Origin of the sequence: Maribacter sp. 2-571, from assembly GCF_050589625.1 — a bacterium.
Taxonomy (GTDB): domain Bacteria; phylum Bacteroidota; class Bacteroidia; order Flavobacteriales; family Flavobacteriaceae; genus Pelagihabitans.
Genome location: NZ_JBNGOP010000004.1, coordinates 75,814 through 90,342 on the forward strand (window position 1 = coordinate 75,814; position 14,529 = coordinate 90,342).

The 14,529-nt window shown below is 45.3% G+C and carries 16 protein-coding genes; 8 read left to right on the plus strand and 8 right to left on the minus strand.

The features are described 5' to 3' along the window. Window positions 1-3 precede the first annotated feature (3 nt). From ACRD7P_RS04245 to ACRD7P_RS04275, 7 genes are all read left to right on the plus strand, one after another. Window positions 4-1,281, plus strand: a complete 1,278-nt coding sequence (locus ACRD7P_RS04245) for an NADH:ubiquinone reductase (Na(+)-transporting) subunit B (RefSeq protein WP_430906260.1) — start codon at window positions 4-6, stop codon at window positions 1,279-1,281. A gap of 2 nt (window positions 1,282-1,283) precedes the next feature. Further along, entirely contained in the window at window positions 1,284-2,033 is a 750-nt protein-coding gene (locus ACRD7P_RS04250) for a Na(+)-translocating NADH-quinone reductase subunit C (protein WP_430906261.1), read from the plus strand. 3 nt (window positions 2,034-2,036) lie between these two features. Then, window positions 2,037-2,684 carry an NADH:ubiquinone reductase (Na(+)-transporting) subunit D gene (locus ACRD7P_RS04255; RefSeq protein WP_430906262.1) on the plus strand — a complete coding sequence of 216 codons (648 nt, stop codon included), beginning with the start codon at window positions 2,037-2,039 and terminating at the stop codon, window positions 2,682-2,684. A gap of 11 nt (window positions 2,685-2,695) precedes the next feature. After that, window positions 2,696-3,442 carry an NADH:ubiquinone reductase (Na(+)-transporting) subunit E gene (gene nqrE / locus ACRD7P_RS04260; RefSeq protein ID WP_430906263.1) on the plus strand — a complete coding sequence of 249 codons (747 nt, stop codon included), beginning with the start codon at window positions 2,696-2,698 and terminating at the stop codon, window positions 3,440-3,442. 2 nt (window positions 3,443-3,444) lie between these two features. Beyond that, window positions 3,445-4,752, plus strand: coding sequence for an NADH:ubiquinone reductase (Na(+)-transporting) subunit F (gene nqrF, locus ACRD7P_RS04265; RefSeq protein WP_430906264.1), 1,308 nt, complete (start codon window positions 3,445-3,447; stop codon window positions 4,750-4,752). A 94-nt stretch (window positions 4,753-4,846) separates the two neighbouring features. Next, complete coding sequence (locus tag ACRD7P_RS04270) at window positions 4,847-5,224, plus strand: Na(+)-translocating NADH-quinone reductase subunit F (RefSeq protein ID WP_430906265.1); 378 nt, start codon at window positions 4,847-4,849, stop codon at window positions 5,222-5,224. Then, complete coding sequence (locus tag ACRD7P_RS04275; protein ID WP_430906266.1) at window positions 5,202-6,290, plus strand: FAD:protein FMN transferase; 1,089 nt, start codon at window positions 5,202-5,204, stop codon at window positions 6,288-6,290. Before ACRD7P_RS04270 ends, ACRD7P_RS04275 begins: the two co-directional genes overlap by 23 nt. A gap of 12 nt (window positions 6,291-6,302) precedes the next feature. On the opposite strand, the gene ACRD7P_RS04280 is transcribed toward ACRD7P_RS04275, so the two are convergent. The 3 genes from ACRD7P_RS04280 to gpmI are packed head-to-tail and all read right to left on the minus strand — an operon-like array spanning window position 6,303 to window position 9,456. Then, on the minus strand, window positions 6,303-7,067 hold the full coding sequence (locus ACRD7P_RS04280; protein WP_430906267.1) for a class I SAM-dependent methyltransferase: 765 nt from the start codon (window positions 7,065-7,067) through the stop codon (window positions 6,303-6,305). A 33-nt stretch (window positions 7,068-7,100) separates the two neighbouring features. Next, the gene (gene map, locus ACRD7P_RS04285; protein ID WP_430906268.1) at window positions 7,101-7,907 is read right to left on the minus strand and encodes a type I methionyl aminopeptidase; all 807 of its coding nucleotides are present in this window, start codon (window positions 7,905-7,907) and stop codon (window positions 7,101-7,103) included. 31 nt (window positions 7,908-7,938) lie between these two features. Further along, complete coding sequence (gpmI, locus tag ACRD7P_RS04290) at window positions 7,939-9,456, minus strand: 2,3-bisphosphoglycerate-independent phosphoglycerate mutase (RefSeq protein WP_430906269.1); 1,518 nt, start codon at window positions 9,454-9,456, stop codon at window positions 7,939-7,941. Between the two features lie 450 nt (window positions 9,457-9,906). On the opposite strand from gpmI, the gene ACRD7P_RS04295 reads away from it, so the two are divergent. Beyond that, on the plus strand, window positions 9,907-10,293 hold the full coding sequence (locus ACRD7P_RS04295; protein WP_430906270.1) for an ankyrin repeat domain-containing protein: 387 nt from the start codon (window positions 9,907-9,909) through the stop codon (window positions 10,291-10,293). Window positions 10,294-10,594: 301 nt separating this feature from the next. Here the strand turns inward: ACRD7P_RS04295 and ACRD7P_RS04300 are convergent, their stop codons facing one another. The 5 genes from ACRD7P_RS04300 to ACRD7P_RS04320 form a co-directional block, all read right to left on the minus strand. Continuing rightward, on the minus strand, window positions 10,595-10,762 hold the full coding sequence (locus ACRD7P_RS04300) for a DUF6747 family protein (protein ID WP_430906271.1): 168 nt from the start codon (window positions 10,760-10,762) through the stop codon (window positions 10,595-10,597). 212 nt (window positions 10,763-10,974) lie between these two features. Further along, a complete protein-coding gene (locus ACRD7P_RS04305) occupies window positions 10,975-11,739 on the minus strand; it encodes a M48 family metalloprotease (RefSeq protein ID WP_430906272.1) in 765 nt (254 codons plus the stop codon). A 37-nt stretch (window positions 11,740-11,776) separates the two neighbouring features. Then, on the minus strand, window positions 11,777-12,511 hold the full coding sequence (locus ACRD7P_RS04310; RefSeq protein WP_430906273.1) for a M15 family metallopeptidase: 735 nt from the start codon (window positions 12,509-12,511) through the stop codon (window positions 11,777-11,779). Window positions 12,512-12,695: 184 nt separating this feature from the next. After that, on the minus strand, window positions 12,696-13,877 hold the full coding sequence (locus ACRD7P_RS04315) for a gliding motility-associated C-terminal domain-containing protein (protein WP_430906274.1): 1,182 nt from the start codon (window positions 13,875-13,877) through the stop codon (window positions 12,696-12,698). Next, window positions 13,861-14,526, minus strand: a complete 666-nt coding sequence (locus ACRD7P_RS04320) for a hypothetical protein (protein ID WP_430906276.1) — start codon at window positions 14,524-14,526, stop codon at window positions 13,861-13,863. The genes ACRD7P_RS04315 and ACRD7P_RS04320 overlap by 17 nt, the downstream gene beginning before the upstream one ends. Window positions 14,527-14,529 lie beyond the last annotated feature (3 nt).

Genomic DNA, 14,529 nt, shown 5'->3' on the forward strand with positions numbered 1-14,529 from the left:
AATATGAGCATAAAGTCAAAAATGCACGAGTTAAAGTTGAAGTATCAGGGCAAGAAAATGGCTCCTGCTTTCAACGCGTTTCATACGTTTTTGTTTACTCCGGACGAAACCACCCATGGGGTAGGTACCCATGTAAAAGGAGCGGATGACCTCAAACGGACCATGAATACCGTTATTATGGCCTTGGTTCCCGTGTTGTTGTTCTCTTTTTTCAATACCGGATACCAACATTATTCCGCAATCAACGGGTTCCCCGAAAATTTTTCGGTTATGGAGCATTTCCTTACCTGGGATAACTTTTGGTTGGGACTGATTACCGTACTACCCTTGGTTATCGTTTCCTATGGAGTAGGGTTGATCGTGGAATTTATTTTTGCGGTGATCAAGGGCCACGAGGTAGAGGAAGGTTATTTGGTTACCGGAATGTTAGTGCCGTTGATCGTACCCGTAGATACTCCCTTATGGATGTTGTCCGTAGCGGTCGTGTTCGGTGTCGTGATCGGAAAGGAAGTATTTGGAGGAACGGGAATGAATATTTTAAACCCTGCACTGACCATTCGAGCCTTTTTGTTTTTCGCCTATCCTACTTGGATGAGTGGCGACAAAGTATGGGTACACGGTGCAAAGGACGGGGTAACCCAGGCCGGTTCTGCCGATGCCATTACAGGAGAGACTATTCTAGGGTATCTGGCCCAGAACAAGGAAGCGGCATATGCGGCAAAATTTGATATTTCGGACATGTTCTTTGGTTTTATACCAGGGTCGGTCGGTGAAACTTCTACGTTTTTAATATTGCTCGGAGGATTATTTCTCATTTTTAGCAAGATCGCCAGTTGGAGAATCATGGTAAGTGCCGTGGTAGGCGCCTTGGCTATGGGACTTATTTTTAACGGTGTCGTAGATGCCGGTTGGATTCCGGAATACAGTAAGTTTTATGGTTTGATGCAGTTTGAATTTTGGAAGCATTTGATCGTGGGAGGACTTGCTTTCGGTATCGTGTATATGGCAACGGACCCTGTCACGGGATCCCAGACCACAAGGGGCAAATGGATTTATGGCTTTTTTATCGGATTCATATCCGTAATGATACGAGTGTTCAACCCAGGGTATCCCGAGGGCGTATTCCTCGCTATTTTATTGATGAATGTATTTGCGCCTACTATTGACCACTACGTGATACAGGGCAACGTGAAAAAACGAATGCGGCGATTAAAAAAGGCAACGATCTTCCCTAAGGATTCGGAAGGCAAAGCAGCTGAACTACAACCAGAAACAGTTTAATAATGGCAATTAACACGGATAAAAACGGATATACGGTGCTATTTGCGGTGATCATGGTGGTCGTCGTAGGTTCCGTGCTCGCATTTTTGGCTTCGGGGCTAAGCGACCGAATCAAAGAGAACGAACGTTTTGAAAAGCAACAGAACATTCTTTACGCCATGGGCGTAAACGAAAACACGCCGGACAGTGGGGTGAATTTTATTCCCACCGAGGTGGTAGAGGGCAAGTTCAACGAACGCATCACGGAACAGTATGTATTGGTGAACGGTGAGGTGCAAAAAGACGACCAGGCCTTCTTGCTCGATGTTAAAAAACAATTGGCCGCTTTTAAATCCGGTAAAGAAGCGCGACTACCGATTTTTGTCGGCGAAAAGGACGGTGAAAAGGTATACGTGTTGCCCATGTACGGTAAGGGACTGTGGGACGCCATATGGGGTTTCATGTCCGTGGACAAAAATATGGTGGTCCAAGGGGTCTACTTTGATCATAAGGGAGAAACGGCCGGACTCGGAGCCAACATTAAGCTTCGGTTTTTTATGGACGACTTTCAGGGGGAAACACTTTTGAACGGAAATAGCTATGCGGGAGTAGCGGTATCAAAGACCAACAACGACCCATTGAACGACGATAAGAAGGATAATGAGGTAGATGCCATTGCCGGTGCCACAATTACCGGTAACGGGGTTTCCGCGATGATCAAAGAAACCTTAAAAGCATACAAACCGTATTTAGAAACCATCAGAAATAACTAACCAATGGCTTTACTTTCAAAAAAAGATACGAACTTAATATTGGACCCGTTGGCGGACAACAATCCGATTACCATTCAGGTATTGGGTATCTGTTCGGCTTTGGCGATTACCGCCGAACTGCAAGCTTCTTGCGTAATGGCGGTTTCCGTAATTTTCGTGATGGGTCTGGGAAACATTGTAATTTCCTTGATGCGTAATGTAATACCCTCAAAAATCAGAATCATTGCACAATTGATCGTTGTGGCCACCTTGGTCATCGTAGTGGACCAAGTGTTAAAGGCGTTCGCCTATGAGTTGAGTAAAACACTATCCGTATTCGTGGGCCTGATTATCACCAACTGTATCATCATGGGACGTTTTGAGGCCTTTGCTCTCGGGAACGGCGTATGGCGTTCTTTTCTAGATGGTATCGGTAACGCCTTGGGATATGGGGTTATCTTGATTATCATCGGATTTTTTAGGGAGTTGTTGGGTTCCGGTACCTTGTTCGGTTTTCCGGTACTGGGCGATCCTATCGCAAAAACCGGACTATACGCTTTTGGATATGAGAACAACGGATTTATGATCATACCACCGGCGGCCTTGATCGTCGTAGGTGTCCTTATTTGGGTACAACGTTCCCGTAACCCTGCCTTGATCGAAGAAGCATAAATAAAAGAACTATGTTAGAGCATTTAGAATTATTTTTTAAGTCCATTTTTATCGATAACATGGTGTTCGCCGTGTTCTTGGGAATGTGTTCTTATTTGGCGGTCTCTAAAAAAGTAGCTACCGCTGTAGGCCTTGGTGCCGCCGTAATTTTCGTATTGGCGGTCACCGTGCCCTTGAACTGGTTGTTGGATCAGTACTTGCTGCGCGATGGGGCCTTGGCCTGGTTAGGACCTGAATATGCGGATTACAATCTTGGTTTTTTATCCTTTATCCTGTTTATCGCCACTATTGCCACCATGGTACAGTTGGTGGAGATCGTAGTGGAAAAGTTTTCACCGTCCCTTTACAATTCCTTAGGTATCTTTTTGCCGCTTATCGCGGTGAACTGTGCCATTTTGGGCGGTTCGCTTTTTATGCAGGCACGTGATATCCCTACCTTGGGCTTGGCACTTAACTATGGAATAAGTTCCGGTATCGGTTGGTTTTTGGCTATTTTGGCCATCGCCGCGATACGGGAGAAAATCAGGTATTCCAATGTGCCGGCACCATTGAGAGGGTTGGGAATTACGTTCATCATCACCGGTTTAATGGGAATCGGGTTCCAGAGTTTTGGAGGGATGCTTACCGGTGACAACGAGCCGCCCGAGGATGGTACGCCAGCTACGACAGCCGACAAAACCGAGGAAAAACCCCTGATCAAAAAAGAAATCGAGGAAGATGAAAAAGTAGTTTCCTATAACGAAGTAATACACAAATAACGATGATTCTAGCTACAAGTACTGGTGGTACCATTCTAATAACCGTCGTTGCCTTTTTGGTGCTGGTTCTATTATTGGTATCCTTATTATTGTTCACAAAGGAAAAATTATCCCCATCCGGTCCGGTTACATTGACCATCAACGGGGAAAAGAAAATAGAGGTGGCCTCCGGAGGTACCTTGTTGTCCACTTTGGGAAATCAGAAAGTATTCTTGCCATCGGCCTGCGGTGGTGGCGGTACCTGTATCCAATGTGAGTGTCACGTGCTTGCCGGTGGAGGAGAGGCGTTGCCTACCGAAACACCGCACTTTTCACGAAAAGAATTACAGCACGGTGCACGCTTGGCATGTCAGGTAAAGGTAAAACAGGATATGGAGATCACCATACCCGAGGAGGTTTTCGGTATAAAGAAATGGGACGCAAAAGTCGTAAGGAACTATAACGTAGCCTCTTTTATCAAGGAATTTGTAGTTGAAATTCCTGAGGATATGGGTTATAAAGCGGGCGGATACATCCAGATCGAAATACCGCCATGCGAAATAAAATATGCCGATATCGACATTACTGCGCATCCGGAAGAACACGATACCCCTGATAAATTTCAGGCGGAATGGGACAAGTTCAATCTTTGGCCGTTGACAATGAAAAATCCGGAAACGGTAGAGCGGGCGTATTCTATGGCCTCTTTCCCTGCGGAGGGACGTGAGATCATGCTCAATGTACGTATTGCCACCCCGCCTTGGGATCGATCTAAAAACGGTTGGATGGACGTAAATCCAGGTGTTGCCTCGTCCTATATCTTCTCCTTAAAGGAAGGGGATGATGTGGTCATTTCAGGACCTTACGGTGAATTCTTTATCAACGAATCCGATTCCGAAATGCTTTACGTAGGTGGGGGAGCGGGAATGGCACCTATGCGATCTCATCTGTACCACCTTTTTAAAACATTGAAGACCGATAGAAAAGTGACCTATTGGTATGGAGGTCGTTCAAAGCGGGAGCTATTTTATATCGACCATTTTAAACAGTTGGAGAACAGTTTCCCGAACTTCAAATTTTATTTGGCGCTTTCCGAACCGTTGGAAGAGGACAATTGGAAGGTGAAAAAGGACATTAATGACGAGGGGGATGGCTTTGTAGGGTTCATACACAATTGTGTTATCGATAATTACTTGAACCATCACGAGTCGCCAGAGGATATTGAACTATACTTCTGCGGACCACCATTGATGAACAAGGCCGTTCAAAAAATGGGAGAAGATTTCGGTATTCCCGACGAACATATCCGATTTGACGATTTTGGAGGGTAATACCATCCCTTTACACATGGGAAGTACCTATATGGGTGCTCCAAATGGAATGAATTAAAACATTAAAGCCGATAGTCCACTATCGGTTTTTTTGATGAATCTTGTGAACATGAAGGCGCTGACCGATCAGGAATTACATAATTTGGCCATGAACATCGTGGGTCACCGCCTAGAAGAGGACGGTTTCGAGTTTATGGCGGTAAACAGCGAACTGAAAAAGAATCCGCAGTTTGTTTGTTTGCGCGATAAAAAATTGCACTTTGTAGTGGTGAAGAGTATCGCGTACCCTGGAGATCCAAAGGATATTGAGCTATACCGTGGCGATCTTTTAAAAATGAAGGAGCATGCCCTAAAATTTGAAGCGGATACCTATTTCGCTCCTGTTGGGCTGGTAAATGCTACGGATTACGAACTTCCCGTATATTTGAACGAAGAATATATTGTCGACTATGATGGACTCATACCAATTTAATGCCGCTTGCTCCTCTTTAAATAGGCCCTATCGGAAAAGAGCGGGTTTCGGTCGCTTTCTTATGTACTTCTTTGTTTGGTGTCTTCTTTGGAGCGTTACGGGATGTGCACCTGCGGAAAAGCCTATAGTTCAAAATGAAGCTACCGGAGGAGCTTTGGGGACCTCTTATAGCATCATTTACCAGTCCGATAGAACCTTGGATTTTCAGACCGCTATCGATTCTGTTTTCGAAGTAGTCAACCGATCGTTGTCCACCTACATCCCCGATTCCGATATTTCAAAGATAAACGCCGGGGATACCACCGTGGTGGTCGATACCATGTTCAAGGAGGTTTTTCGCCTTTCCAAAGAAATCCACCAAAACACCGATGGCTATTTTGACCCCACGGTAGGGGTTTTGGTCAACGCCTGGGGATTTGGCCCTGGTAAAGCCGTTGTTATGGATAGCGTTCGGGTGGATAGCCTGTTGCAGTACGTAGGCTTTGATAAGGTAGGCCTCACGGAAATGGGTACGGTAGAAAAGGCGCATCCCAATGTGTATTTTGATTTCAATGCGATCGCTAAGGGGTACGCTATAGATCGTTTGGCCCTTTTAATGGACCAAAGGGGCATTGCCGACTATTTGTTGGAGGTAGGCGGTGAACTGGTCGCAAAAGGAACGAACAAGGTGAAGAAGAAACCGTGGACGGTCGGTGTGGACGACCCGCAGGTGGAAGAGGGCAGAAAATTAAAACTGTTGTTGCGCCTTACCGATAGGGCCCTGGCATCTTCAGGAAACTATCGAAAATTTCGGGTCGATACGCTTACCGGAAAAAAGTATGTGCATACCGTAGACCCGAAAACGGGTTTTACCAAAAGTGCGAACACTCTTGCCGCTACCGTTTTGGCCGCTGATTGTGCTACAGCGGACGCCTATGCGACGGCTTTTATGGCCATGGACCTTGACGATGCATTGTCGCTCATTTCCCGACAGAACGACTTAGAGGCTTATATCGTTTATTTGGAAAGGGGCGTTACCAAGGAATATATGACCGACGGATTTCGGGAGTTGGTGGTAACGGACTAGTTTTGATCGGCCTTACTTTCGAACAACGGGAATGATCTCGCCCTTGGCCAATCGGTAACGTTCTACATCGGCAGCTGAAAGTTGATCGGTATAATCGATTTCCGATACGGTAAACCCTACCGAACGTAAGGTGTCAAAATAATCCCTTCCGTAAACACGAACATGATCGTATTGCCCAAAAATCATGGCCCGTTCCTTTTTATCGGTAATGCTATCGTCCTCAAAGGTTTTCTCCCTTGTCAAATCCTGTGGGATTTGAAAAACGCCCCATCCACCGGGCCGTAATACCCGGAACAGTTCCTGCATGGCCTTCCTATCGTCAGGTATATGTTCCAAAACGTGATTGCAAAGGATAAGGTCGAAGCTATTGTCCTCAAAGGGGAGGTCGCAAATATCGGCCTTTACGTCGGCCAATGGCGATAGCAAATCTGTGGTGGTGTACTCCAGATTGGGCAATTTTCGAAAACGTTTGTAGAACGCCTGTTCCGGAGCAAAATGCAACACTTTGAGTTTATCGGTAAAAAACGGTGTTTCTTGTTTTAAATAAAGCCAAAGCAGGCGATGGCGTTCCAGGGAGAGCGTGGAGGGCGAAAGAACGTTCGCTCGCGGACGTTCGTAACCATAGGGTAAAAATTTACGGAACCTCTTCCCATCGATCGGGTCGGTGTAGGTATTGCCCCGATAGTAGAGCGCAAAGATCGGGCGCACCCAATAGCTAAGGCGAATGAGTAAGGGCCTTGGAATACGGTTTAAAATAAAGCTGAATAGTTTTGACACGCTTCGTGGGATTGTTCCGCTCGGGTCCGTCGATCAGGAGCTTCTAAATTCGTCCTCTTCGTCGCTTTGAATGCCCAAAGCATCGTATATATATTGAAAAGTGGACAGCAGTTCGGGTTTTCCGTTCACGATAGCCACATCATGCTCAAAATGGGCACTTGGCTTTCCGTCGGCCGTCAAAATGGTCCAACCGTCCTTCAGTTGTTTGATGCGGCGGGTTCCCATATTGATCATAGGCTCTATGGCAACGACCATTCCTTCGGCAAATTTTTTCCCCCTACCGCGTTTGCCGTAATTTGGCATTTCCGGACCTTCGTGCAATTTGGTTCCAAGGCCATGTCCCACCAATTCCCGAACTACACCGTAGCCGTTGCTTTCGCAGTGGTCTTGAATGGCATAGGCAACATCGCCAACGCGATTTCCTACCCTGAATTGCCGGATGCCCAGGTAGAGCGACTCTTTGGCGACCCGCAATAGTTTTTTGGTTTCTTCGGCAACTTCGCCTACTTCGAACGTATAGGCGTGATCACCATAATAGCCGTTTTTTAAGGATCCGCAATCGACGGAAATAATGTCCCCGTCCTTAAGGGGCTCTTTGTTGGGAATGCCGTGTACCACTTGGGCATTGGGGCTCATGTTCAGGGTATTGGGAAAGTCGTACATTCCCAAAAATCCAGGTTCGGCTCCCTGCTCGCGAATAAATTCTTCCGCGAGCTTGTCCAAATACAGTGCGGTCACCCCAGGTTTGATTTCGGCTGCAAGCATGCCCAAAGTCTTGGAGACCACCAAGGCACTTTCACGCATTAGGGCGATTTGTTCCGGCGTTTTAATTTTTATCATAGGACACAAAGGTAAAGATTTCGACCAAGGGTCATACCAACGATTTTTGTGTCATTTCCTCCGGTTGTGCGATGCCCAACAACGCCAAAATGGTCGGTGCAATGTCGCCCAACACCCCATCGGCTATCTTGGTCAGTTCCCGATCTACCAGTATCAGTGGTACGGGATTGGTGGTATGGGCCGTATTGGGGCTTCCATCGGGATTGACCATGGTATCGCAATTGCCGTGATCGGCGATAACAATGGTGCTGTAACCATTTTCAAGCCCCGCGGTAATAACGGCCTTCGCGCAATCGTCCACTACTTCGCAGGCCTTTACGGCAGCTTTCATATCACCGGTATGGCCTACCATATCGGGATTGGCAAAGTTCAAGCATACAAAATCGGTAGCCCCTTTTTGCAGTTCGGGAATAATGGCGTCCCGAATGTCATAGGCACTCATTTCCGGCTGTAGGTCATAGGTAGCTACCTTTGGGGAGGGGCATAAAAGGCGTTGTTCCCCTTCAAACGGCGTTTCCCGTCCTCCGTTAAAGAAAAAGGTAACATGCGGGTACTTTTCCGTTTCCGCAATACGGATCTGTTTTTTTCCGGCCTTGGCCAAAACTTCACCAAGGGTGGCGGTAATATTATCTTTGTTGTAAACCACATGTACCCCTTTGAACGATTCGTCGTAATTGGTCAGTGTAACGTAATGTAAGAGTAGGGGTTTGGTTCCCTGCTCGGGAAACTCCGCCTGGTTGAGCATCTGTGTAAGTTCTCGGCCCCGATCGGTCCTAAAATTAAAAAAGATGACCACATCCCCTTCATTTATGGTGGCTAGGGCGTTCCCCTCGTTATCGGCCGCAACAATGGGTTTTATGAACTCATCGGTAATCTTGTCGTTATAGCTTTGTGCTATGGTTTCCGAAATGTTGGTCGATTTAGCGCCTACGCCGTTTACCAACAGGTCATAGGCCAGCTTCACCCGTTCCCAGCGCTGATCACGGTCCATAGCGTAATACCTTCCGATAACCGAGGCAAGCTTGGCATTTTTGCCTTCACAAAAAGCCGCTACCGTATCCAAAAAACCTTTTCCGCTTTTTGGATCTACGTCCCTACCATCGGTAAAGGCATGTATGAACATTTCAGGTACACCAAAATCGTCTCCCGCCTGTATCAACCCTTTCAGATGTTCAATATGACTGTGAACGCCCCCATCGCTGACGAGACCCAAAAAATGTACCGGTTTGCGGTTTTCTTTAGCATAGGCAAATGCGGTTTGAAGTACCGCTTCGTCCTTTAAGGTGTTTTCTTTTACGGCCAAATTTATCTTGGCAAGGTCCTGATACACGATCCTACCGGCACCAAGGTTCATATGCCCCACTTCACTATTTCCCATCTGGCCCTCGGGCAACCCTACGTTCATTCCATCGGTGAGCAGATTGGCATTGGGGTATTCTTTATAAAGACTGTCTATAAAAGGAGTGTGGGCCTGTGCAATGGCCGAAACGGAAGGGTCCGGAGATTTTCCCCAACCGTCCAAAATCATCAGTACAACTTTTTTGTTCATGCTATCAAATTTAAACAGCTTCAAATGTAGCCCTCTTTCCGAAGTTATTCAACTAATTGTCCATCGCTTTTTACCTGCGTGAGCCACAGAAATGCATAGCACTTCTTTGGACTATTTGGATTGAAGCAAAAATCAGTAATTAAACAGCTTTAAAAGCCAGAAAAGACTTTTTAAACTTCATGGTAGGGTTATTAGAGCAAAAAAGACGAAACCAGTACCGTAAAGGGGAACTTTTGAACCGATTTAAAACAACCATTCAAGAAGCTTTCATATAATACCATTTTAACTTTGAAATGGTATAAAGGGAAACGAAGTATGCGGACCATTATGTTAATATTGAGTCAATTAACAGTTTTGGTGAAACAAAAAAGAAATAAAGCAGTCTTTATATATAGTAAGGAAACAAATTCATCAATCAGCCTATCTTATGATAGGTCTAAATCAATTATTATGAGAAAAACAGCAGTATGCTTGGGCATGGCCCTAATGACAATGTTGACTGGTTCACTTATGGCAAATGCCAATGAATCTTCGTCCGAAACGCAACCATTGGCGGTTTGTTCCGTTAAGATCAATTCTTTTTGTAAGGCGATAGTGCAAGGAGATACCGCAACGGTTAAACGGTTGATCGCACTTGGGGAAGATGTAAACCAAAAATCTTTAGGGATGACACCTGCCATTTTTGCCGCCCGTTTCAATAAGGTTGAAATACTTCAATTACTGATTGAAAATGGGGCCGATCTCGGCCAAAAGTGTGACAAGGGATGGACGATTAAAAAACATGCGGAACTTTCCAAGGCGACGGATGTTTTGGCGGTATTGGAATCAAAAATGTAATACCATTTTAAATGGTATAAGAACACTTTAGTGTTTATTTACCCGAAAGCCCCCTAAGATAATGTTCTTAGGGGGCTTTTCAATATCGGTTCGTCTACCGTCGAAATGGCTTGTAACGTTCAGGCGAATACTACCGATTCCTAATTAAAATGAACCATTGGTATAACGCCCGTTTTACACGTGTCGACAGTAAACTTTTATGGCGCGCGGCGTATTACCAGTGTTCTCGCAAAAGCAATTACGTAAAAGCGACACCATAAACCATTTAAAAGTTAAAATGGTATTAGTTCACCGATAGCTATTAAAATTCAAAGCCGTTCATGGCCCGATCCATTAAGGCGTAAACTGCCATAAACAGCATAAATGCCGCGAAAATGGAATAAACCTTTAGCAGAACAACGGCCAGTAGCGGTCTGCAATCCTGAAAAGCCTGTGCATACAGGTTGCGAAAGTGTATTAGTGTTCCCATTATAGTTTGATTTAAAAGATTAAACAACGCTATAAGGGTTAAATCTGAGGCAATATAAGTCTTTGGGACGGGTTAAAAGTAACTAAAAAAAGAGAGAAAAATAGGTGATTATCAATTAATTAACATGCTGTTCGTCGAAAATACGGCGCAGTTGGTCGGAAGTTTTATGATTGTTTTCATATCCGCTATCAGACGAATAGCATGGAACAGTATTACGCTTTTTTATATTTTGCGATCGCTTCCCGTATTTTTTGGATGCGATTTTCGGGATCGGGGTGGGTACTCTGAAATTCCGGTACGCGGTTCGGGCCGGCAGCGGCCTTTAAAATTTTCATAACGGTTATCATTTCTTCCGGATCGTAACCTGCCTGAATCATGAACAGCACTCCCAGTTCGTCACTTTCGAGTTCGTCGCCACGCCCGTTTTTTAATAAGGTGTTTTGCCCGATTCCGTTTACGAGCCCTCCCATGTCGCCTCCTACCGAAGCGCCCATGCTTACCGTACGCCAAAAATCGCTTTCTGCAATACGTTCGGCCGAATGCCTTCCGATAACGTGCCCAATTTCATGTCCCATGACTCCTGCCAATTGGGCTTCGTTAAGTTGCGAAAACAGGGCGTAGGTAATAAAACACTGTCCTCCGGGAAGTGCAAATGCGTTAATGGCCTTATCATCGGCCAATAAATGAAAATCGAATTGATAAGGAGTGTCACGCGCCAAACTACTGTTTACCAGTTTCTTTCCCACACCGTCAACGAACGCCTGCAATCTTTCATCGGGATAAAGCCCACCATGTTGCTGCGCCATTTGCGGGGCGCTTTGAAGGCCTATCGCAATTTCTTGTTCCGGACTCATATTAATGGTCTGTACGCGACCGGTATACGGGTTCTCCTCTTTGCTATTGCATTTTTTGACAAAGGCAAAGGCCACTATGGCCAAGCCTATAAAAATCCGGATTTTCCAACTACTTCTTCTCATATTGACCGATTGTGATAGGGTTCAAGATACAAAAGACTTACAGAAGTTCTTTATTGATATCCAAGATATTGTCTTGGATATAGTTTGTTAGAAAACCATTGGTAAAATGTTCGCTCCCGATAAAATCTTCCTGTTCCAATAAGGTCAAAATATTCTTTTTCCTGAACTGTGTAAGCATGGGGACGGACAAGGGTGCAAAACTGTAGTGCCAGGGCTCGAACTTGAATCCCTTTCTTTTTGCGTCATCGGTATACACCAGATAAAAATCGAAGGTATTCGCATGTTCGTCCATCCATTTTTTGAAATCCTCATAAGGTCCGCCTGAACCAAATTTACTGGGCACCAAAACATCGCCCGTTACGGTTTTGTTTCCGTCTACCAAGTCGATATCCGTTCCCCAATGATGACGGCTCGTGCCCGGTATGGTGGAATATTCGATGATTTTATCGATTGCGGCCATCGGGGTCAGGTTATCGTCATCGGTGTACCGAATGAACTTTCGTTCCCAAATGCTGGCCTGTCTTTCAAAATTTCGGTAACTGGATACTACCTTTAAATCGATCCCATCTTCATAAGCGGCCTTTTTCATTTCTACAAAGGCATCATGGGCGGTCGCCCTGAGGTTGATTCCTTTTCCGAAAAGAGCGATGTCGGTTTTACCCATTAGTTCCAAGACGGAATAGGAAACTTCTTGTGACATTGCAATCTGGGGTACGGTAGCTAAGGCAAGGCCTGCGGCACTACTTTTTTTAATGAATGACCTTCTTTGCATAATCGATGGTTTTTTTTGGATAGTTTATAATTTAAATAGCAATGGTAAAGGATGAAAATGATGTCGTTTTTAGCCGAGCAATTACGTGATGATTCCCAAAGTTACTATTTTTCTTGTTGTTGTTTTGCTTAAGTTCAACTATCGTACCAAAGACAGCATATATGGGAATTGACCATACGTTTCCTTATTGGTTCAATGAAAGAAACCCTTGATGTTTGATGCCAATATCGCTCAAGGTTAGAATGTAAAAGTAAATACCGTCCGGCAATCTTTTTTGGGATCGCACTATAGCGGTTCCATTGGAGTTACCGTCAAAGGTATTCTCATAATTTTGTGCGGTATATACCAGCCTTCCCCATCGGTTGAAAATCTGAAGTTCATTGTTGGGCGAAAGGGATATGGCATCAAAATAGAGTACATCGTTTACCCCATCCCCATCTGGAGTTACCAAATAATTTCCAAGATCGATACTATCGGTACTCAAACTGCTACCAAAGGTAATGGCGGAATAGTCGTCCGGTACAAAAGGATCCGAGCGTAGTTCCCCCTCGGCCAAAGTACCCGTAATAGTGTTACCGCCTAAATTCTCCCAAGTACCGTTTTGGGTATTCCAACCTACGATTCGGATGTCCGCTACCCTTGAAATAAAGGTACCGAGATTACTGGCATTGTCCCAGGTCAGTGCGATACGAACGGTTTCCGAACTGTCCAAGTCCCAAAATTCATAGGTGCTGACGCCGGTAAGGATATCCGTTCGTTGCGCGGTGTCGAACGAAACGGGAAAAGTAGATGGCGTGTTGGGGTCTTCCAAAAAATAGGCACATTTGGCCCTTGTGGTGGTATTTTCTGAAAACAGCTCTAGCGGTCGCAACTTGTCGGCATCGCCAATGGGAAACAAAAAACGTTGCTTTCCGTTGCTTGCGGCATATCCGTCTACCTTGGTATTGTCTTCTGCGCCCGTGTAGAAAGCATCATTGATAAAATCGTGGGAGATATCGGTCAAACTTCTAGGCGTAAAAACGTTGCCTACTATATAATTGCTATTGTTGGTCACTCCAACACCTACTTCCAAAAACAGGTCTTGGGTCACTACAATCTCCATATCTTCAAAAATAGGTCGAAATGCTCCGGAAATGATGAGGTCGTTTTCATTATAAAAACCGGCAAGACCACTATTGTCATCGGAAATACCATCGTTAATAAAGTCGTTATGGAACCCAATGGCCCCTTCCGAATGAATTTTGAAGTTTCCGAAGTTGTGTAAGGGCTCCTGCGCCCAAGCCCCCGCGAACGATAGCAACGCTAGCAAAAACAAGCCTTTGGTTTTAAGCCATTGGCACGGTATGTCCTTATCGGTACGCTTCATAAATGACTAGGATTCCACTGGTAAAATTATCGGTGCTAATGGTAAAACCATCGGTGTTAAAACTAGAAATGCTTGCCGTGGTGAGTCCCAGAAGGTCCCCATTGGTATTGGCATAGCGCAAACCAATACAATGTGTGCTGGAAGCATATCTTGTAATATCGTTTACGGAGTTGCCGTTCGCACCGTTAAAAATCACCTGTTGCGCGTTGGTCGCCCCGTCGTTTCGGGCAAACCCTTTCATGGAACCGTGAACGTTGATCGCGGTATTGTCATTATTGTCGCCGCCATTGTCGGCATTGATATCCGAACTGGTAATATTGGCGTAGGCGGTAAACGTGATCGAAGAGGGTTGAAAAGGAAGACCGGATATGATTACATTGCCCGTTGCGTTGATCAAGAAACTCCCGACATAAAATTTTGCCGAAGCATCTTCGGAAGAAGGGATTGCGGTAAAACCCGTAGCTGTGTTCAGGTACATCTTTTCTTCATCGGAATTATAGATCAACGATCCTTCCACAGGGTTTGTAATGGTCGCCATTTCTGCCGTGGTCGCCTGTACCAACCCTAATAGTAGTCCACCATCAATTTGTGCCTCTGCCGTTACAATGGCAAACAACATAAGTGTCAAAAGGCTTATTTTTTTTATCATGTT

Coding starts and splice junctions, on each gene's coding strand:
- ACRD7P_RS04245 (WP_430906260.1), top strand. CDS start 4: ATGAGCATAAAGTCAAAAATGCACGAGTTAAAGTTGAAGTATCAGGGC.
- ACRD7P_RS04250 (WP_430906261.1), top strand. CDS start 1,284: ATGGCAATTAACACGGATAAAAACGGATATACGGTGCTATTTGCGGTG.
- ACRD7P_RS04255 (WP_430906262.1), top strand. CDS start 2,037: ATGGCTTTACTTTCAAAAAAAGATACGAACTTAATATTGGACCCGTTG.
- nqrE (WP_430906263.1), top strand. CDS start 2,696: ATGTTAGAGCATTTAGAATTATTTTTTAAGTCCATTTTTATCGATAAC.
- nqrF (WP_430906264.1), top strand. CDS start 3,445: ATGATTCTAGCTACAAGTACTGGTGGTACCATTCTAATAACCGTCGTT.
- ACRD7P_RS04270 (WP_430906265.1), top strand. CDS start 4,847: ATGAATCTTGTGAACATGAAGGCGCTGACCGATCAGGAATTACATAAT.
- ACRD7P_RS04275 (WP_430906266.1), top strand. CDS start 5,202: ATGATGGACTCATACCAATTTAATGCCGCTTGCTCCTCTTTAAATAGG.
- map (WP_430906268.1), bottom strand. CDS start 7,907: ATGATAAAAATTAAAACGCCGGAACAAATCGCCCTAATGCGTGAAAGT.
- gpmI (WP_430906269.1), bottom strand. CDS start 9,456: ATGAACAAAAAAGTTGTACTGATGATTTTGGACGGTTGGGGAAAATCT.
- ACRD7P_RS04295 (WP_430906270.1), top strand. CDS start 9,907: ATGAGAAAAACAGCAGTATGCTTGGGCATGGCCCTAATGACAATGTTG.
- ACRD7P_RS04300 (WP_430906271.1), bottom strand. CDS start 10,762: ATGGGAACACTAATACACTTTCGCAACCTGTATGCACAGGCTTTTCAG.
- ACRD7P_RS04305 (WP_430906272.1), bottom strand. CDS start 11,739: ATGAGAAGAAGTAGTTGGAAAATCCGGATTTTTATAGGCTTGGCCATA.
- ACRD7P_RS04310 (WP_430906273.1), bottom strand. CDS start 12,511: ATGCAAAGAAGGTCATTCATTAAAAAAAGTAGTGCCGCAGGCCTTGCC.
- ACRD7P_RS04315 (WP_430906274.1), bottom strand. CDS start 13,877: ATGAAGCGTACCGATAAGGACATACCGTGCCAATGGCTTAAAACCAAA.
- ACRD7P_RS04320 (WP_430906276.1), bottom strand. CDS start 14,526: ATGATAAAAAAAATAAGCCTTTTGACACTTATGTTGTTTGCCATTGTA.